18 protein-coding genes and 1 rRNA gene are annotated in these 18,662 nt (G+C 29.2%); all 19 read left to right on the top strand.

Annotated features, from left to right (window positions below; all coding sequences use genetic code 11):
- Window positions 1–87: 87 nt before the first annotated feature.
- Window positions 88–1,695: a putative polysaccharide biosynthesis protein gene (locus TICRE_RS04905; protein WP_075725753.1), complete on the top strand. Its 1,608-nt coding sequence runs from the start codon at window positions 88–90 to the stop codon at window positions 1,693–1,695.
- A gap of 13 nt (window positions 1,696–1,708) precedes the next feature.
- Entirely contained in the window at window positions 1,709–3,166 is a 1,458-nt protein-coding gene (gene yabN / locus TICRE_RS04900) for a bifunctional methyltransferase/pyrophosphohydrolase YabN (protein WP_075725751.1), read from the top strand.
- Window positions 3,167–3,236: 70 nt separating this feature from the next.
- Window positions 3,237–3,518, top strand: coding sequence for an HU family DNA-binding protein (locus TICRE_RS04895; protein WP_075725749.1), 282 nt, complete (start codon window positions 3,237–3,239; stop codon window positions 3,516–3,518).
- A gap of 54 nt (window positions 3,519–3,572) precedes the next feature.
- The gene (locus TICRE_RS04890; protein ID WP_075725747.1) at window positions 3,573–3,815 is read left to right on the top strand and encodes an RNA-binding S4 domain-containing protein; all 243 of its coding nucleotides are present in this window, start codon (window positions 3,573–3,575) and stop codon (window positions 3,813–3,815) included.
- 60 nt (window positions 3,816–3,875) lie between these two features.
- Window positions 3,876–4,154: a sporulation protein YabP gene (gene yabP, locus TICRE_RS04885; protein ID WP_075725745.1), complete on the top strand. Its 279-nt coding sequence runs from the start codon at window positions 3,876–3,878 to the stop codon at window positions 4,152–4,154.
- A gap of 14 nt (window positions 4,155–4,168) precedes the next feature.
- The gene (yabQ, locus tag TICRE_RS04880; protein ID WP_075725743.1) at window positions 4,169–4,639 is read left to right on the top strand and encodes a spore cortex biosynthesis protein YabQ; all 471 of its coding nucleotides are present in this window, start codon (window positions 4,169–4,171) and stop codon (window positions 4,637–4,639) included.
- Between the two features lie 35 nt (window positions 4,640–4,674).
- On the top strand, window positions 4,675–5,004 hold the full coding sequence (locus TICRE_RS04875) for an FtsB family cell division protein (protein ID WP_075725741.1): 330 nt from the start codon (window positions 4,675–4,677) through the stop codon (window positions 5,002–5,004).
- A 62-nt stretch (window positions 5,005–5,066) separates the two neighbouring features.
- Window positions 5,067–5,471: a S1 RNA-binding domain-containing protein gene (locus tag TICRE_RS04870; protein WP_075725739.1), complete on the top strand. Its 405-nt coding sequence runs from the start codon at window positions 5,067–5,069 to the stop codon at window positions 5,469–5,471.
- 297 nt (window positions 5,472–5,768) lie between these two features.
- On the top strand, window positions 5,769–8,078 hold the full coding sequence (spoIIE, locus tag TICRE_RS04865; RefSeq protein WP_233120149.1) for a stage II sporulation protein E: 2,310 nt from the start codon (window positions 5,769–5,771) through the stop codon (window positions 8,076–8,078).
- Window positions 8,079–8,189: 111 nt separating this feature from the next.
- The gene (gene tilS / locus TICRE_RS04860; RefSeq protein WP_233120148.1) at window positions 8,190–9,599 is read left to right on the top strand and encodes a tRNA lysidine(34) synthetase TilS; all 1,410 of its coding nucleotides are present in this window, start codon (window positions 8,190–8,192) and stop codon (window positions 9,597–9,599) included.
- On the top strand, window positions 9,589–10,143 hold the full coding sequence (gene hpt / locus TICRE_RS04855; protein ID WP_075725733.1) for a hypoxanthine phosphoribosyltransferase: 555 nt from the start codon (window positions 9,589–9,591) through the stop codon (window positions 10,141–10,143). The genes tilS and hpt overlap by 11 nt, the downstream gene beginning before the upstream one ends.
- A gap of 58 nt (window positions 10,144–10,201) precedes the next feature.
- Complete coding sequence (gene ftsH, locus TICRE_RS04850) at window positions 10,202–12,235, top strand: ATP-dependent zinc metalloprotease FtsH (protein ID WP_075725731.1); 2,034 nt, start codon at window positions 10,202–10,204, stop codon at window positions 12,233–12,235.
- 207 nt (window positions 12,236–12,442) lie between these two features.
- Window positions 12,443–13,198, top strand: a complete 756-nt coding sequence (locus TICRE_RS04845) for an ECF transporter S component (protein WP_075725729.1) — start codon at window positions 12,443–12,445, stop codon at window positions 13,196–13,198.
- Between the two features lie 10 nt (window positions 13,199–13,208).
- The gene (locus tag TICRE_RS04840; protein WP_075725728.1) at window positions 13,209–13,982 is read left to right on the top strand and encodes a type III pantothenate kinase; all 774 of its coding nucleotides are present in this window, start codon (window positions 13,209–13,211) and stop codon (window positions 13,980–13,982) included.
- 39 nt (window positions 13,983–14,021) lie between these two features.
- Window positions 14,022–14,981 (top strand): tRNA dihydrouridine synthase DusB, encoded by a 960-nt coding sequence (dusB, locus tag TICRE_RS04835; protein WP_075725726.1) that lies wholly within the window; start codon window positions 14,022–14,024, stop codon window positions 14,979–14,981.
- Window positions 14,982–15,055: 74 nt separating this feature from the next.
- Window positions 15,056–15,958 (top strand): hypothetical protein, encoded by a 903-nt coding sequence (locus tag TICRE_RS04830; protein ID WP_075725724.1) that lies wholly within the window; start codon window positions 15,056–15,058, stop codon window positions 15,956–15,958.
- A 170-nt stretch (window positions 15,959–16,128) separates the two neighbouring features.
- Window positions 16,129–16,605 carry a transcription elongation factor GreA gene (gene greA, locus TICRE_RS04825; RefSeq protein WP_075725722.1) on the top strand — a complete coding sequence of 159 codons (477 nt, stop codon included), beginning with the start codon at window positions 16,129–16,131 and terminating at the stop codon, window positions 16,603–16,605.
- Window positions 16,606–16,628: 23 nt separating this feature from the next.
- On the top strand, window positions 16,629–18,107 hold the full coding sequence (lysS, locus tag TICRE_RS04820) for a lysine--tRNA ligase (RefSeq protein ID WP_075725719.1): 1,479 nt from the start codon (window positions 16,629–16,631) through the stop codon (window positions 18,105–18,107).
- 445 nt (window positions 18,108–18,552) lie between these two features.
- Window positions 18,553–18,662: ribosomal RNA gene (locus TICRE_RS04815) — 16S ribosomal RNA — on the top strand; the annotation flags it as partial.

The following is an 18,662-nucleotide window of genomic DNA, read 5'->3' as shown; positions in this document are numbered from 1 at the left end:
TTTCAAGTAGGTATTTTTTATTCTTCTTTAGAGTATATTTTAATTATGATATACTATTTTAGTAGAGTAAGAAGTGGGGGTAAATATATGAGCAAGAATAATAATTTTGTAAAGGGTGCGATTGTTTTAAGTATAGCTGGAGTAATAGTAAAAATACTTGGAGCTCTTTATAGAATACCAATAGGTAATATTATAAAGTCAGAAGGCATGGGTTATTATTCTACTGCCCATCCATTTTATACACTTATGCTTACAATAGCAACTGCAGGATTTCCCGTAGCAATAGCAAAACTTGTCTCTGAAAAAAGAGCAATTGGAGATTTTAAAGGTGCATTTAGAGTATTTAAAATTGCTTTAACTCTTCTTACATTTGGAGGCATTTTTTCTTTTTTATTTTTAACTTTTAAAGCAAAAGACATAGTAAAATCCCTTGAAAATGAAAATGCATATTATTCTCTTATATCTCTTGCTCCAGCACTCTTTTTTGTACCTATAATGTCAGCTTTTAGAGGCTTCTTTCAAGGACAGTCAAATATGTTTCCTACTGCGATTTCTCAGATAGTAGAACAACTTCTAAGAGTATCTGGTGGCTTATTTTTAACCATCTACCTTTTAGACAAGGGAATACCTATAGCAGCTGGAGGAGCATCCTTTGCAGGTTCTATAGGTGCGTTCTTTGGGTGTGTTATTATAATCTTTATATTTTTAAGGAAGATAGGAACAATCAAAGAAGAAATAAAGTTAAATCCCTCAGAAAAAGAATATCCATTAAATGATATTCTCTATGATTTAATGATCATAGCAATTCCAATAACAATAGGATCTGCCATTGTTCCTATAATGGATACTATAGATGCAGGGATTGTACTTAAAAGACTTCAGGCTATAAACTATAGTAAAGAAATGGCAAATGATATGTACGGACAGTTAAAAGGATATGCTCAAACACTTATAAACTTACCTCAAGTGTTTTCTATGGCAATAGGAATAAGCTTAGTCCCTGCTATCGCCTCTTCATATGCAAGAAATAATAAAAGAGAGGTTCAAAGAACTATAGGTTCTGGTATCAGAATAACTCTTCTTTTAGGATTACCTTGTGCTTTTGGACTCTTTGTTCTGGCTAAGCCTATAATAGAACTTTTGTTTTTCAACAATACAGATGAAGTTATAAGAAACACAGGAGAAATACTCAAAGTTCTTTCGTTTGGAGTCATATTTTTAACTATTACTCAGACATTAACTTCTATACTTCAAGGATTAGGAAAACCCTTAATACCAGTTATAAATTTGATTATAGGAGCTGGTTTAAAGGTGATTTTAACTTTTGTATTGACATCTATTCCTAGTGTAAATATAAAGGGAGCAGCTATAAGTACTGTAGCAGCTTTTGCTACAGCTGCAATTTTAGATTTAATAATACTTATAAAAAGATTTAAAATAAAATTAAGATATAAAGATGTGTTTTTAAAACCATTTATATGTGCATTAAGTATGGCAGTTATAACTTCATTGTCCTATAGTTTTTTATTTAGAATATTAAATAGTAGACTTACAACAGTTATATCTATTTTAATAGGTGCTTTTACTTATATATTATTACTTATAATTACAAAGACTATAACAGAAGATGATTTGAGCTTTATACCTAAGTCAGAAAAAGTTTTAAAAAAAGTAAAATCAAAAACAAAAGAATAAGGAGAAAAATAAAATGGCTAAAATTTATGTAATAGGACTTGGACCAGGAAGCATAGAGGATTTAACGCTTGGAGCAATTAATAGAATTCATAATGAAAATAAAAATTTTTTAAGGACTGAAAATCATCCTACGATAAAATATTTTAAAGATAATGATATTCTTTATAAATCTTTTGATTATTTATATGAAACTAAAGAAGAATTTCAAGATGTATATGAAACAATAGTTGACTCTCTAGTGGAAGAAGCGTTAAAGGGCGAAAATATAAACTACTTTGTTCCCGGAAATCCATTAGTTGCAGAAAGAACAGTAGAAATATTGCTAGAGCGAGAAGAAGATATAGAAATAATTACAGGTATGAGTTTTATAGATCCTCTTATAATGAGTGTTAAGAGAGATCCTATAAATGGACTTAAGATAGTTGATGGAACAGTATTTGACTTTTCTATGATTGACATAAATACAGATATGATAATAACCCAAGTTTATAACAAAAGAATAATATCTGAAATAAAGTTAATTCTATCAGAGATATATGGGGATGAATACAATATTTTTATAGTAGATAGTGCAGGAATAAAAGGACAAGAAAAGGTAAACAATACACCTATATATTCATTGGATAGGTTTGAAGATATTGGGTATTTAACAAGTATATACATTCCTAGAATAGAAAAAGAAAAGAAAAACATCTTCGATTTTAATGATATTACAAACATAATGAAAAGACTTAGAGGAGAGGATGGTTGCCAATGGGATATAAAACAAACTCATAGCTCCTTGAGAAAATGTATCATTGAAGAGGCCTATGAAGTAGTAGATGCAATAGATAAAGGTGATATAGATTCTCTTATGGAAGAACTAGGGGATGTTCTTTTACAAGTAATATTCCATGCAGAAATAGCTTTTGATGAGGGAGAATTTAATATAATAGACATAACAACTTCTTTAGCAAATAAATTAATCTATAGACATCCACATATTTTTTTAAATGAAAAGGTGGTAAATTCAGAGGAAGTAGTATATAATTGGGATAGACTAAAGGATTTACAACGAGGATTTAAAACCATAGGAGAAAAACTAGATAATATTTCTAGTCTACCATCTTTAATGAAAGGCTTAAAAATTCAACAAGTTGCTGCTAAAGTTGGATTTGATTGGACAGATATAAAAGGTGCTTTAGAAAAAATAGAAGAAGAATATAACGAAGTATTAGAAGTTATAGACTCTTTGGAAGAAAACTGGGAAAGACAAGAAGAAGAAATAGGAGATTTGTTTTTCTCTATAGTAAATTTAGCTAGATTTTTAAAAATAGATCCGGAAGTTGCTATGAATAAATCTAATAATAAGTTTATAAATAGATTTAAATTTATGGAAAAAGAATGCTTAGAGCAAAATGTCAAATTAGAAGATTTGACTCTAGAAGAAATGGAAAGTTTATGGAGTTTAGCTAAAAAAAATAAATTTTAGTTGTAAAATTATTAAATGTTTATTAAAATGTAACAATAGTATAAACAATTATTATAAGGAGGAATTTATAATGAACAAAGCTGAATTAATAGCAAGTATGGCAGATAAGAGTGAACTTACTAAGAAAGATGCAGAAGCTGCTCTAAATGGTTTTATAAAATCAGTGGAGGAAGCATTAGAAAATGGAGAAAAAGTTCAACTTGTTGGATTTGGTACATTTGAAGTTAGACAAAGAAAAGCTAGAGAAGGTAGAAATCCAAGAGATCCTGAAGAAGTAATTCAAATACCAGCATCTAATGCTCCTGTTTTCAAAGCTGGTAAATCTTTAAAAGAAACTGTAAACAAAAAGTAGATTTTTAAAATCAGGTCTTAGACCTGATTTTTGTTTTTCAAAGGAGAGGGAGTTATGAGAATTGATAAATTCTTGAAAAATTCTAGAATCATAAAAAGAAGAACTATAGCAAAAGAAGCATGTGAACAAGGTAAAGTTACTATAAATGGCAAAACAGCTAAACCGGGAGATGAAGTTAAAGTATTAGATGAGGTTACCATTAACTTTGGAAACGGTAGCAAATCATTTCAAATACTAGAGATAAAAGAGAATGTCCAAAAAAGTGAAGCAACAAATTTATATAAAATATTAGATTAGAGCTTTTGTCATAAAAGCTCTTTTGTTTTCATAAATATTATTATGAAGAGGAGTGATAGTATGAGTGAAAATAAATTAAGTCTAAAGCCACAAAATATTACTTTACAAGATAGAGAGCGATTAAATATTACAGGGGTAAACAATGTAGATAGTTACAATGATACTACCATAATTCTCTCTACAATAAAGGGAGGATTAAATATAAAAGGAGAAAATTTAAATATAAGTAAGTTGAATTTAGATGATGGGTCTCTTAAAATCTCAGGTACTATTAATAGCTTAACATATATAAGTAAAGAAGGAGCCCCCAAAAATCTCTTAGAAAGACTTTTTAAATAGATGGAGGATTCTTTATGATAGATATAGATTCATCTAAAGAACTTTATATTTTTTTGTTTTCTATAAACCAAGGCATTGTTTTAGGGCTATTATATGATGCCTATAGGGCTATGAGGAAGATTTTCAAACCTAAAAAAGTTTTAGGGATTGTAGAAGATTTGCTATTATGGGTAATTATAACTTTTGTAGTATTTATCTTTTTATTAAGATATTTAAATGGAGTATTTAGGGCATTTGTCTTTATAGGATTTATAATTGGTGCATTTTTTTATCTTAAAATATTATCATATTTTATTTTTCCTATCATATTTAAAACTTTCGAGTTGATATTTTACTTTATTAGTGAGATAATTGAAATAATATCATATCCTTTTAGAGCTACAGTCAATATATTTAAAAAAGGAAAAGATAAAAACAAAAAAATGTTTTCTAGTTTTCTGCATGAAACTAAAAAGTATTTAAAGATTATTTCTAAAAAAAAATAAACTATAAACATAAAACTCAAATTGGTGGGATAATTATGATTAAGAAGAAAAACAAAAGGAAAATAAAATTACGTCATTTTATGATGTTGTTTCTTATAATATATATTTCTATAATAGTTATAAATCAAAACAAATTAAAGAAAGATTTAAGAGCTAAAGAAAAAGAAGTAGAACAAGATATAACTGTTCTTCAAGAAGATATAGAAGAACTAAATAAACAAATTGAAAAAAGAGGTAGTATTGAATTTTTAGAAAATGTAGCCAGGGAAGAACTTGGAATGGTAAAACCTAATGAAGTAATATATATTGACAGAGGGCGATTTAAAAATACTGTTTTTAACTTTTTTAATAAGCCAAGAGATTGACATTAAAGGGTTTCTAATATATACTAAAATTGAAAATATTATTAAGGAGGAATTATTTATCTATGCCTGTATCTGTTGGAGAAATAATTGAAGGCACTGTAACTGGCATTACAAATTTTGGTGCATTTGTTCAGTTGCCAGAGGGAAAAAATGGTTTAGTTCATATTTCAGAAATATCCCATGACTATGTGGAGAAAGTAGGAGATTACTTAAAAAGAAATGAAAAGGTTAGGGTGAAGGTACTTTCTATAACGACAGATGGTAAAATCAGTCTTTCTATTAGGCAAGCAAAACCTAAGACTAAAAAACCTGTTGAAATAGATTGGGACAAAACTGAAGATGTACAAAAAAATATGTCTTTTGAAGATAAACTAAATTATTTTTTAAAGGATAGTAATGATAAAATGGATCAATTAAAATCAAGAGAACCTAAAAGAAGTACTATAAAAGCAAGAAAAGATATTTAGATAATGAAAAAGATAAAAAGCTATAAATTTATAGTTTTTTATCTTTTTTTATCTGTCATAAAATTACATTTAAAGGACAAAGATTGCTTTAAGGCTTTGAAGTCAGTAAATTCCCATGTTATAAGCTTAAGGTAAAATATTAAAGCATTAAGTTTTATTTTTAATTTAAACTTAAAGAAAGGTATATTTATCACTTGTTTCACTAAAAAGACTACGATTAAATGACAAAATAATAAATTGTTTTTTGCTATGATAGACTCAACAACAAAATCGTAAGGAGTGGTATAAGTGATTAGGATGGAATCGGTAACTAAGAAAAGGGATTTGGAAGTTGGATTAAATGATATCATGTTGGTTTTTATCGGCTTTTTTATAAGTAGAGTAAGCATATTAAATGAATTAACCCCTTTTGGAATTGCATTTTTGGGAACTTATCTTTTAATGAAAAGAGCAAATGCAGCATTACTTATAAGTGTTATATTTGGAATGTTTACAATTCATGGATTTTCTGGATCACCATATTATATAATAGCTATTATAAGCTACTATATTTTTACAAACATTTTAAGAGAAAAAGAATACACTCTATTAAAGTCTTCATTTATATTAAGTCAGATCTTTTTAAGTATAAGAATTTTGACATTTATATTGTTTGAAAAGGTATTATTATATAATATGTTTGTGATTGGATTTGAAAGTGTATTAGTTTTTACTCTCTCCTATATATTTTCTTTTAGTTTGCCAATTGAAAAGATGTATATGGATAAGGCTAATAAAGAAAAACTTGCATGTACCTTTATAACTATGGCCTTAGTATTATCTGGTTTTAATAATATGGAAATATTAGGAGTTTCACTTAAAAACATTTTAAGTATAATGACTATAATTTATTTTAGCTATTATAGTGGAATCTTAATGGGTGTAACAAGTGGTGTAATAATAGGGATGATAGCTTTTATATCTAATACAGAAATGCCATTTATAATATCAATTTTAGCTGCAGGAGGACTTCTTGCTGGACTCTTTAGAGATCTGGGTAAATCCGGTTCTATATTAGGTTTTATTCTTGGAAATGGAATTATAAGCTTTTATATAAATTCACTTGGTACAAGTTTCTTAGATTATAGAGAACTATTTATTGCTTCTATTATGTTTTTAATAGCATCTAAATTTATAAAAATAGATTTAGAAGACTATTTTATAAAAACTTCTCATATTAAAAAGTATTATGAAAATAAGAAGGATGAAATAGCTATAAAAAGATTAAATGAAATGGAAAGTCTCTTCAAGGGTTTGGCAGAAGTTTTAAATAGATCTATAGATGAAGAGGTAGAGTATCCTTCTGTTGAAGTATATAGTCTAATAGATGACATATCTAAAAAAACTTGCGAAGGATGCCCAAGTAGTGGAAAGTGTTGGGGAACTGATTATTATAATACCTATTATAATATTTTGAACTTAGTCAATAAACTAGGCAATGGTGAAGATAAAGAAAAAGTGTTTCATAGTATTGAGGAATGTGAGAATAAGGATAGCTTAATAGAAAATATCATGGAAATCTATTCTGAGTTTAAAGAAAATAAAAGTTTTAATATAAAACACTTAGAACATAGAAAACTTTTAGCAGAACAGATGGAAAACTTGAGTAAGATAATAAATGATATGGGAAATGACTTCTACTCTACACCTATATTCAATGAAGAACTAGAAGAGCTTATCTTAAAAGAATTAAAAAATAAGAGAATGGATATTGCAAGTTTATCTGTCATAGAGCTGCAAAAAGGAGAAAAAGAAGTACTAGTAGAGATGGCTTCAAATATAGAATCATTTGAAACTATAGAGGCAGTAAGAAAAGAAGTTACTAAAAATTTAGGTTTTCCACTAAGTACAGACTATACACTTGGAAACTTAAATGGAGACAAAAGGAGTTTTAAATTAGTAAGGAAAAAAAGATTCAACTCTCTAACAACTATCTCTAAATCCTCTAATTCTGAAGATGAGATATGTGGAGATAGCTACACATTTGGAGAAAGAGAGAATATCCACTTTTCTGCTATTAGTGATGGTATGGGAATAGGTAAAAAAGCTCATAAAGAAAGCAGTATAGCTATAGAACTTTTAGAAAAACTTATGGATATAAATATGGATAAAAATCTTATTATAAAGACTTTAAACTCAGTATTAAGAGCAAAATCTACAGATGAAATATTCACCACTCTTGATTTAAGCTTTATAGATTTATATACGGGTAAATTACAAATTATTAAAAATGGATGTCCAGCTACTTTTATAAAAAGAGGAAAAGAAGTAAAGGTAATAAATTCTAGTTCTCTACCAATAGGGATATTAGAAGATATTCATTTAAATATATATGAAGAAGAATTGCAAGATGGAGATATAGTTATAATGATGAGTGATGGTCTTATAGAAAGTAATAGAAGAGAAAAAGACCAAGAAAAGTGGATGAAAGATTGTATAGGGGCAATTGATTCTTTAAATCCTAAAACGATTATAAATGAGATACTTAATATAGCTCAATTTGTAGGAAAAGATAATCCTCAAGATGATATGACAATCATAGCAACAAAGATATGGAAAAATGTATAGGGAGATTTTGCTCCCTATATTTTAATGTATTTGACTTTTTTAAGGAAAAAGTATACTTTATACTTATCATATTAAAAAACAAAGTGGTGAAAAGACTTGGAAGAAAAGGTATTGAAGACAATAGATAAATACAATATAATAGAAAAAGATGATAATATAGTTCTTGGTTTATCTGGAGGACCAGATTCTATGGCTTTATTATATTTGCTTATAGAGATTAGAAAGAAGATTTACTTTAATATTTTAATAGCACATGTAAATCATGGAGTTAGAGGAGATGAAGCTTTAAGAGATGAGATGTTTGTAAAGGAAGTCGCTAACAATTTAAACTTACCATTTTTCGCTACTAGGGTAGATATGGTAGGAATAGCTAAGAAAGAAGGAATAACAGCAGAAGAAGCAGGGCGGAAACTTAGATATGGTTTTTTTAGAGAGATAATTAAAGCACAAGGATCTGGTAAAATAGCAGTAGCACATAATAAAAAAGACCAAGCTGAAACTCTTCTTATGAGAATTATGAGGGGTACAGGAGTTGATGGACTTAAAGGTATGGACTTTCAAACTGGAGATATTATAAGACCACTGCTAAACATAGATAGATGTGAGATAGAAAAATATATAGAAGATAGAAAAATTCCAACAGTGCTTGATAAGACAAATTTAGAGTCAATATATACTAGAAACAAAATAAGAATAGAACTTATACCATATATAGAAAAAAACTTTAATCCAAATATAGTAGATACTCTCTATAGACTTTCAGAAAACGCTTCTTTAGACAGTGGGTTTTTAGAAGAATATAGTATTAAGAAATATAATTCTATAATTAAAAAAAAAGATGATACCTGTATAATACTTAATTATGAAGGTTTTAAAATGCAAGATAAAGCTATAAAAAGGAGAATAATCAGAAAAACCATATTAGATTTAATCGATACTCTCCAAGGCATAGAAGAAGTCCATATATCTTTAGTAGTAGAAGTCTTTGATAGAGAAGAAACAGGCAAGGTGATAAACTTACCAAGTGGTATAATAGCTAGAGTAAGTTATAAAGACTTAATAATAGAAAAAGTTAAGGTTAAATCTAATAAAGAAGAGTCTATCAGTAAGGAGATATATGATTTAAATATTGGGAACAATATTTTAGAGGACTATGGATTAGAAATAGACTTAGAAATAGTAGAGAGAAAAGACATTGATTTTAAAAAAACTTCAAAAAATATTAAGTATTTTGATTATACCAAGATAGTAGGTGGTATCTTTATAAGAACTAGAGATTTTGGAGATAGGTTTAATCCTTTTGGTATGAAGGGAACAAAAAAACTAAAAGATTATTTTATAGATGAAAAAATTCCTAGAGATTTAAGAGAGAAACTTCCACTCTTTGTAGATGAAGAAAACATTATTTGGGTAATAGGATATAGAACTAGCGAAAAGTATAAAATTTCGAAAGATACAACAAAGGTTTTGAAAGCAGAAGTTAAAAGATTAAAACCTAAGGAGGAAAATGATGAAAAATGATATTAAAGAGATACTTATTTCAGAAGAAGAGGTATCAGTTAGAATTAAAGAACTTGGTAAAGAGATAACAAAAGATTATAAAGAAAAGAATTTAATGGTAGTTGGAATATTAAAAGGTGCTGTCGTCTTTATGTCAGAACTTTGCAAAAGGATAGATCTTCCTATAGACATGGATTTTATGAGTGTTTCAAGTTACGGAAAATCTTCTCGTTCTACTGGGGAAGTCAAGATAATAAAAGATTTGGATGATTCTGTAGAGGGTAAAGATATACTTATAGTAGAAGATATCATAGACACTGGACTTACACTTTCTTATTTGACAGATAACTTGAAAAAACGTGGAGCAAACAGTGTAAAGATAATTACATTACTAGATAAGCCAGGTAGAAGAAATATACAAGTTAAAGTGGATTATCTAGGCTTTGAAGTTCCAAATGAGTTTATAGTGGGGTATGGTCTTGATTTTTCTGAGATGTATAGGAATTTACCTTATATTGCTGCTTTGAAAGAAGAAGTGTATAATGATGAGATATTGAATAAGTAATTTCTATATGGTATAATAAAAAAATATTAACTACCCATATAGGGAGGGAGGACTAGGATTGAAGAGAATTTTTAGGGGGCTAAGCATTTATTTACTCATCTTAATTCTTATTATGTTTGGAGTAAGAGTTATGCAACAAAATGTAGATGAAGTAACGACTATGGATGTTACAGAACTTGTTGAGAATTTAGAGAGCGATAAAGTAGAGAGTATAACGATTCAAGGAAGAACAGTTGGAACTGCAGAAGGAAAGCTTAAAGATGGAACTAAGTTTACAAGTTTTTTACCAGAAGAGGTTAGAAGAGATTTTTATGCTAACTATTTAAAGGAAAAGGTAGATAACAAAGAAATAAGATTAATTGGTGAACCAGAACCAAAAGAACCTTGGTACTATAATCTTTTACCAACATTTTTACTTCTTTTTGCTTTTGGTATATTTTGGTTTGTATTTATGCAACAATCTCAAGGCGGTGGCGGTGGTAAAGTCATGAGCTTTGGTAAAAGTAAGGCAAAGATGCATAAAGAAGAGGAGGGTAACCTCATAAGTTTTGAAGAGGTAGCAGGTCTTGAAGAAGAAAAAGAAGAACTAAAAGAAATAGTAGACTTTTTAAAAGGACCTAAAAAATATGTGGAAATCGGAGCTAGAATTCCTAAAGGAGTGTTACTTGTAGGGCCACCAGGTACTGGTAAAACTTATCTAAGTAGAGCAGTAGCGGGAGAAGCCAAAGTACCATTTTTTACTATTTCAGGTTCTGATTTTGTTGAAATGTTTGTAGGAGTAGGAGCAAGCAGAGTTAGAGATTTATTTGAAAATGCAAAGAAAAATGCCCCTTGTATAATATTTATAGATGAAATTGATGCAGTAGGTAGAAAAAGAGGAGCAGGAATGGGCGGAGGCCATGATGAAAGAGAACAAACTCTAAATCAACTTTTAGTTGAAATGGACGGGTTTGGAAAAAATGAAGGCATTATTCTTATGGCTGCAACTAATAGACCTGATATACTTGACCCAGCACTTTTAAGACCGGGTAGATTTGATAGACAGATATATGTAGGATTGCCTGATGTTAGGGGAAGAGAAGCTATATTAGAAGTACACAGCAAAGATAAGCCATTTGATTCAGATGTAGACCTTAGTGTAGTAGCAAGAAGAACTCCTGGATTTACTCCAGCTGATCTGGAAAATCTACTAAACGAAGCTGCACTCTTATCAGCTAGAGCTAATCTTAAAACTATACCCATGCATTTAGTAGAAGAAGCTTCTATAAAGGTTCAAGCCGGACCTGAGAAAAAGAGTAAGATTGTAACTGAAAAAGAAAGAAAACTTACCGCTTATCACGAAGCAGGTCATGCTGTAGTTTCAAGATTACTTCCAAATACAGACCCAGTTCATATGATAACTATAATTCCAAGAGGTATGGCAGGGGGATTCACAGCTTATATCCCTGAAGATGATGTAAACTATATGACTAAAAAACAAATGGAAGATGATTTAGTAAGTTTACTTGGAGGAAGAGTGAGTGAAGCCTTAGTACTTGAAGATATAAGTACTGGTGCTCAAAATGATATTGAAAGAGCTACTAAGATTGCTAGACAGATGATAACTCATTATGGAATGAATGATAAGCTAGGACCTATGACTTATGGTTCAGATCAAGATGAGGTATTCTTGGGAAGAGATTATGGTAGAAGTAAAAATTACTCTGAAGAAGTAGCTGCAACTATTGATAGTGAAATGAGAAAATTGATAGATACAGCTTATAATAAAGCAGAAAGATTATTAAAAGATAATATGGATATACTTGAAAGAGTGGCTCAGGCACTACTTGAAAAAGAAACAATAGATGCTAGAGAGTTTGAAGAGCTATTCTTAGGAAGACCTTTAGAACCTGGTGAATTTGATAGAGAATATAGTAAGACAAAACGATATTATGAAAAAGAAGAAACTGAAAAAACTATCAAAGAAACTAAAGATAATGTTATCGAAGAAACTAAAGATAATTTTAGAGAGGCAGAAGAAGGTTTTAAAAAAGAAGATCTCGAAAAAACTGAAGAGAAAGAAAAGAAGGATTATAAAGAAGAAAGAGAATAATTTTAAAAGGCATGGAGAAATCCTGCCTTTTTTTATATAAATTATATGTAAATATAAAACTTTAATTTGTTTATATTGACTATATAGGATATGACAATTATAATTTTATATATTAAGCTAGTATCTTTAAAAGAACTAGACTATTTAAATAGATAATCAATAAAAAAATCGACTGGTATCTTAATGAACTAGAGCGGAGGGATTAAAGTGAAAAGAAAAAAAAGATTTAACGTCAGAAGAATCACAATCATAGGGGTGCTTGGAGCTATATCAATAATACTTGGGTTAACTCCTTTGGGATTTATTCCAATAGGGCCAACAAGAGCTACTATAATGCATATACCTGTTATAATAGGTGGTATTACTCAAGGACCAATAGTTGGAGCTATGGTGGGGCTTATATTTGGGCTCTTTAGCCTATTTCAAAACATTACAAACCCAACTGTAATTTCATTTGCCTTTTTAAATCCACTAGTATCAGTACTTCCTAGAGTCTTAATAGGAATAACATCTTATTATACTTACAAGGGTTTTAAAAAGATGGGGCTAAAAAATACTAGAAATATATTATATTTGTTATGGACAAGTATAATTATTTATCTAAGTTATGGAATTTATAATGCTTTAGCGAGCCATTCTTATAATATTTGGATGATTTTAATCAACATAGTATTGATAATTATAATACTCTTAATTATATATTTTACTAGAAAAGGCTTAAAGACAAAATCTTTAGACATAATAATAAGTGCAATAGTAGGTTCACTTACAAATACTGTGGGAGTATTATTTTTAATTTATATTTTGTTTGCTGAAAGATTTGTGCTGGCATTAGGGTTAAATGCTGCTAATACTAGAAAGGCTATCATAGGGGTTGGTATTACAAATGGAATCCCAGAGGCCATAATAGCTATTATAATAGTAACAACTGTAGTAAATATTTTACAAAAGGGGAAAAATTGAAGGTGAAGACATGTTATTAGTAATAGATGTAGGAAATACAAATATAGTATTTGGAGTTTATAGGGGCAAAGAACTTCTTTACAATTGGAGAATTACAAGTGATAAAGATAGAACTTCAGATGAATATGGACTTTTATTTGATCAGATTTTTAAATTTAATGGATTAAGAATACAAGATGTTAAAGATATAATTATATCCTCAGTAGTACCTCCTCTTATGCATACACTGCCTACTATGAGTAGAAGATACTTCAATATAGAACCAATAGTAGTAGGCCCTGGTATAAAAACTGGCATAGATATAAAATATGATAATCCTAAAGAAGTTGGAGCAGATAGGATAGTAAATGCAATATCCGGCTATGAAAAATATGGAGGTCCGCTTATAATTGTAGACTCAGGAACTGCTATAACATTTGATGCAGTAGGAATTGACGGAAGCTATCTAGGGGGAGTTATAACACCTGGTATAAAGATATCTTCTGAAGCACTGTTTTTAAGAACCGCAAAACTACCTAAAGTTGAAATAGCTAAGCCAGAAAAGGTAATAGGTAAAAATACGGTCAATAGTATACAGTCAGGTCTTGTGTATGGATATATTGGAATGATAGATTATATTTTAGAAAAAATGATAAGAGAAATGGATTATAAGGAAAAGTATGTAAAAGTAATAGCTACAGGAGGATTTTCTAGTCTTATTTCTAATGCGAGTAAATATATAGACATCATAGATGGCTTATTAACTCTAGAAGGACTTAGGATTATATATGAAAGGAATAGGTAAGTGGTTTGCTCCACTTACCTATTGGCATGGAGGTTGGATATGAAAATAAAAGATATAGAAATAAATAAAACTGTTCTTTCACCAATGGCTGGAGTGACAGATTTGGCCTTTAGACTTATTTGCAAAGAGATGGGAGCTGGTCTTGTAGTAACAGAAATGGTAAGTGCTAAAGGGTTATATTATAAGGATAAGGGTACAGAAATGCTTACAACTATAAGAGAAAATGAAAGACCAGTTTCTTTACAAATATTTGGTTCGGATCCAGATATTATGAGTTATGTAATAAAAAACGACTTAAATTTTAGAGAAGAAATAGATATAATAGATATAAATATGGGGTGCCCTGCTCCTAAGATTGTTAAAAATGGAGATGGTTCAGCACTTATGAAAGATCCAAACCTTATATCTAAGATATTAGAAAAATGTGTAAAGGTATCCAAAAAGCCATTAACTATTAAGATAAGGTCTGGATGGGATAAGGATAGTATAAATGCGATAGAGATATCAAAGATGGCGGAAGAAAGTGGTATAGATGCCATAACAGTTCATGGTAGAACTAGAGAGATGTATTATACAGGAGAGGCTGATTGGGATATAATAGGAGAAATTAAAAGCAGATTAAAAATACCAGTTATAGGAAATGGAGATATATTTGATTCTTCTGATGCTATAAAGATAATGGAATATACAGCTTGTGATGCAGTAGCCATAGGAAGAGGGGTTATGGGAAATCCATTTTTATTTAAAGGGATAAACAACCTTTTAGCTGGAGAAAAAGATTATTCTCCAACATATGATGAAATACTAAAGACTATACTTCTACATATGGACTTATCTTGCAAGCTAAAGGGTGAAAAAATGGCCATAAAGGAAATGCGAAAACATATAGCTTGGTATTTAAAGGGATTAAAAAATTCCAATGAAATAAAAAATCGGGTTAATACTATGGAAAAAAGGGAGGAAATAGAAGAACTTTTGAAAAACTATTTTCTAAATTAAAAAGATATGAATACTAATAGATATTTTTACATATAAATGTAAAGCATCTGTGAAGTGGAAGGTGGTATTTATTGGTGTTATATATAATAAACCCTCAAAGGTATAAAGAATATTTAGAAGAGAAAAATTATAAATATATTTTCCCTTTATTTACTCCAATGTTTAAAACTAAAATACTTGAAGATATTATTGTAGAAGATAAGTTAAAGGGAAAAATAGTAGGGATAAATTTAAAACCTATAGATTATAGAAATGAAAATCATATTAAAAAATTTATATCCAATATAAACAAATTAAAAGATGAAGCTAGTAAAAATATCTATATGGAAGGAATAGAAAAATGGCCTTTAGATATTAAAAAAAGAATTGAAATTGAAACAGATTTGATTTTTCCAGATGAATTAGATTTAAAAATTTCTAATATAAGTTTTATATTAGAAGAAATCTTAAAAATAAAAAGCTTTTTAATAGAAGAAGAAGTTTTGATTATATGTAAAGATAAAGATATTATTTTTAAAATAATAATGATAATCTATGAAAAATTTCCATTTATATCTATTCTACCTAATATTGAAGGTGGAGAGACTATATTTGAAGAGATTCTAAGTGAAACTGGATTATCTGTTTTTAGTGTTAATGATATAGATAGATCTATAAAGAACTATGGTATAATAATAAATATTGAAAAAGACATGGACATAGAGTTAAAAATGATAAAAAAGGATGCTATAGTTTTTGATTTTAGTAATAGCCATGAGTTTAGGAATATAAAAAACTGTGTACTGATAGAGGATATAAATATAGAGGATATCATCGATGTAAAAAGTCTTCTACTACCAAGAGAACTTGCATCTTCAGTATATGAAAACTTGACAGGAAATGATAAAGCTAGATTTAGTAAAATATATAGTAGAGATAAACTTTGTACTTTGGATGCTCTTATAAAGAGTAAAAAAAGTTTAAAGGGAAATATATAAGTAAAACAAAACTATGCTAAATAGAATTATCTTGACATATAGACCTAGCTTGTTTATAATATTCTGCATATAAGGTTAAAAGCGTTATATTTTTAATGGAGAAATTAAAGTTGTTGTGTAAAGAATATAGATGATCTTAAGTATCCATAATAGAAAGGGAGAGGGAGTTAATGACAGAAAGACATGTCTTTTTAACTGAACAAGGTTTAAATAAATTAGAAGAGGAATTAGACGAAGCAAAGTCTGTAAGAAGAAAAGAGATTGCTGCTAGAATAAAAGTTGCTTTAAGTTTTGGCGATATTAGTGAAAACTCGGAATATGATCAAGCTAAAAATGAACAAGCTCAATTAGAAGAGAGAATTGCAAAGATTGAAGGTATGCTTAGAAATGCAAAATTGATAGATGAAGATGAAATAACTACTGATGTAGTTAGTGTAGGATCTAAAGTATTAGTAAAAGATTTAGAATACGATGAAGAAATGGATTATATAATCGTAGGTTCAGCAGAGGCAGATCCATTTGAAGGTAAAATTTCTAATGAATCTCCACTAGGGGGCTCTTTAATTGGTGGCAAAAAGGGTGATGTAGTTAAAGTTTCAGTTCCAGATGGAATTATTGAATATGAAATACTAGATATTACAAGATAAGAATCAACCAAGGAGGAAATTTGATGTCGGAAAGTACTAAAGATTTAAATGAAATGCTTTTAATGAGAAGGGAAAAATTAAACCAACTAATAGAAAAGGGTAAAAATCCATTTTTAGTAGAAAAGTTTAATAACACTCATTATAGCAGTGATATACAAGATAATTTTGAAGAGCTTGAAGAAAAAGAAGTAACTGTATCCGGAAGAATAATGTCTAGAAGAGGTCATGGAAAGGTAAGCTTTATAGATCTTCAAGATAGTAAGGGCAGGATACAAATATTTGCTAAGTTTAATATATTAGGAGAAGAAACATATAATGATTTAGATTTATTAGATTTAGGAGATATAGTAGGCATTAAAGGAGAAGTATTTAAAACTAAAATGGGTGAAATATCAATCAAAGCTAATGAAATAACCATTATGAGTAAATCCTTACAAATACTTCCTGAAAAGTTTCATGGTTTAAAAGATCAAGATTTAAGATATAGACAAAGATATGTAGATTTAATAGTAAATCCAGAAGTGAAAGAAACCTTTATATTGAGATCTAAGATGTTAAAAGCGGTTAGAGAGTACTTAGATGAAAGAGATTTTTTAGAAGTGGAAACTCCTATACTTAGTACTATAGCAGGTGGAGCAAATGCTAGACCATTTACTACTCATCACAATGCCTTAGATTTAGACATGTATATGAGAATTGCAAATGAACTATATCTAAAAAGGCTTATAGTTGGAGGATTTGATAAGGTTTATGAAATGGGAAGAATGTTTAGAAATGAAGGTATGAGTCCTAAACATAATCCTGAATTTACAAATATAGAAATTTATGAAGCTTATGCTGATTATGAAGATATGATGACTTTAACAGAGGAACTTATAGCTCATGTAGCAGAAAAGACACTTGGAACTACAAAGATAAATTATCAAGGTGTAGATCTTGACTTGACTCCTCCATGGAAGAGAATTGACATGGCAGATGCTATAAAAGAGTTTGTAGGAGTAGACTTTTCTGAAATAAATACAGATGAAGAAGCTAGAGCGATTGCAAAAGCTAAAGGTATTGAAGTGAAAGATGAAATGACAAGGGGACATATAATTTCCGAAATGTTTGAAGAGTTTTGTGAATCTCATTTAATACAACCTACATTTGTAACAGGACATCCTGTAGAGGTTTCTCCTTTATCTAAGAGGAACCCAGATGATCCTAGAAAAACTAATAGATTTGAAGCTTTTATAAATACTTGGGAGATAGCAAATGCTTTTTCAGAGTTAAATGATCCCATAGACCAAAGACAAAGATTTGAAGATCAAGTTAAACAAAAAGAATCAGGAGACCATGAAGCACATCCTATGGATACTGATTTTATAAATGCAATAGAAGTAGGACTTCCTCCTACAGGAGGACTTGGTATAGGAATAGACAGAATGATTATAATACTAACAAATCAGCCAAGCATAAGAGATGTATTATTATTTCCAACTATGAAACCTATAGAATCTTAATACTATAAAGAATTTAAAATAGCCCTCATGGGCTATTTTTAATATTAATAAAAGTTTTTTAAAAAGAGTATTGACATAATATATAAAAATATGGTATTATTATTACTCAGTCACCTAGTGATTGAACAGAGTTTTAAAAGAAATAAAAAAGATTTTAAAAAACTATTGACTTATCACTAAAAAGATAGTAAGATAGTAAGAGTCGGCTAAGGGGCACGACAGAAAAGTCAAAACAAACTTTAAAAAATATTTTAAAAAAAGTGTTGACAAGCTTCCTTGAAAATGATATACTAAACAAGTTGCCTCGAGAGAGCAACAAAAAGTAACACTGAACATTTGATAATTAAATAGTGTGAGATACTTTGAATTGAAGATTTAAAACATGACAGTCAATGTCAAACAAAAGCAACAAGTCAGCAAATAAACGAGAGCTATTTTCAAACTTTTAAATGAGAGTTTGATCCTGGCTCAGGACGAACGCTGGCGGCGTGCCTAACACATGCAAGTCGAGCGAAGTAATTATCTTTGATCCCTTCGGGGTGACGAGATAATTAT

The organism is Tissierella creatinophila DSM 6911 (assembly GCF_001940565.1).
GTDB classification, from domain to species: domain Bacteria; phylum Bacillota; class Clostridia; order Tissierellales; family Tissierellaceae; genus Tissierella_A; species Tissierella_A creatinophila.
The sequence above is the reverse complement of the archived record's forward strand: the minus strand, read 5'-3'. Positions and strand labels throughout refer to the sequence as shown.

Bases quoted from the DNA above. Each gene is read 5' to 3' on its own strand.
- TICRE_RS04905 (WP_075725753.1), top strand. From the start codon at position 88: ATGAGCAAGAATAATAATTTTGTAAAGGGTGCGATTGTTTTAAGTATA.
- yabN (WP_075725751.1), top strand. From the start codon at position 1,709: ATGGCTAAAATTTATGTAATAGGACTTGGACCAGGAAGCATAGAGGAT.
- TICRE_RS04895 (WP_075725749.1), top strand. From the start codon at position 3,237: ATGAACAAAGCTGAATTAATAGCAAGTATGGCAGATAAGAGTGAACTT.
- TICRE_RS04890 (WP_075725747.1), top strand. From the start codon at position 3,573: ATGAGAATTGATAAATTCTTGAAAAATTCTAGAATCATAAAAAGAAGA.
- yabP (WP_075725745.1), top strand. From the start codon at position 3,876: ATGAGTGAAAATAAATTAAGTCTAAAGCCACAAAATATTACTTTACAA.
- yabQ (WP_075725743.1), top strand. From the start codon at position 4,169: ATGATAGATATAGATTCATCTAAAGAACTTTATATTTTTTTGTTTTCT.
- TICRE_RS04875 (WP_075725741.1), top strand. From the start codon at position 4,675: ATGATTAAGAAGAAAAACAAAAGGAAAATAAAATTACGTCATTTTATG.
- TICRE_RS04870 (WP_075725739.1), top strand. From the start codon at position 5,067: ATGCCTGTATCTGTTGGAGAAATAATTGAAGGCACTGTAACTGGCATT.
- spoIIE (WP_233120149.1), top strand. From the start codon at position 5,769: ATGGAATCGGTAACTAAGAAAAGGGATTTGGAAGTTGGATTAAATGAT.
- hpt (WP_075725733.1), top strand. From the start codon at position 9,589: ATGAAAAATGATATTAAAGAGATACTTATTTCAGAAGAAGAGGTATCA.
- TICRE_RS04840 (WP_075725728.1), top strand. From the start codon at position 13,209: ATGTTATTAGTAATAGATGTAGGAAATACAAATATAGTATTTGGAGTT.
- dusB (WP_075725726.1), top strand. From the start codon at position 14,022: ATGAAAATAAAAGATATAGAAATAAATAAAACTGTTCTTTCACCAATG.
- greA (WP_075725722.1), top strand. From the start codon at position 16,129: ATGACAGAAAGACATGTCTTTTTAACTGAACAAGGTTTAAATAAATTA.
- lysS (WP_075725719.1), top strand. From the start codon at position 16,629: ATGTCGGAAAGTACTAAAGATTTAAATGAAATGCTTTTAATGAGAAGG.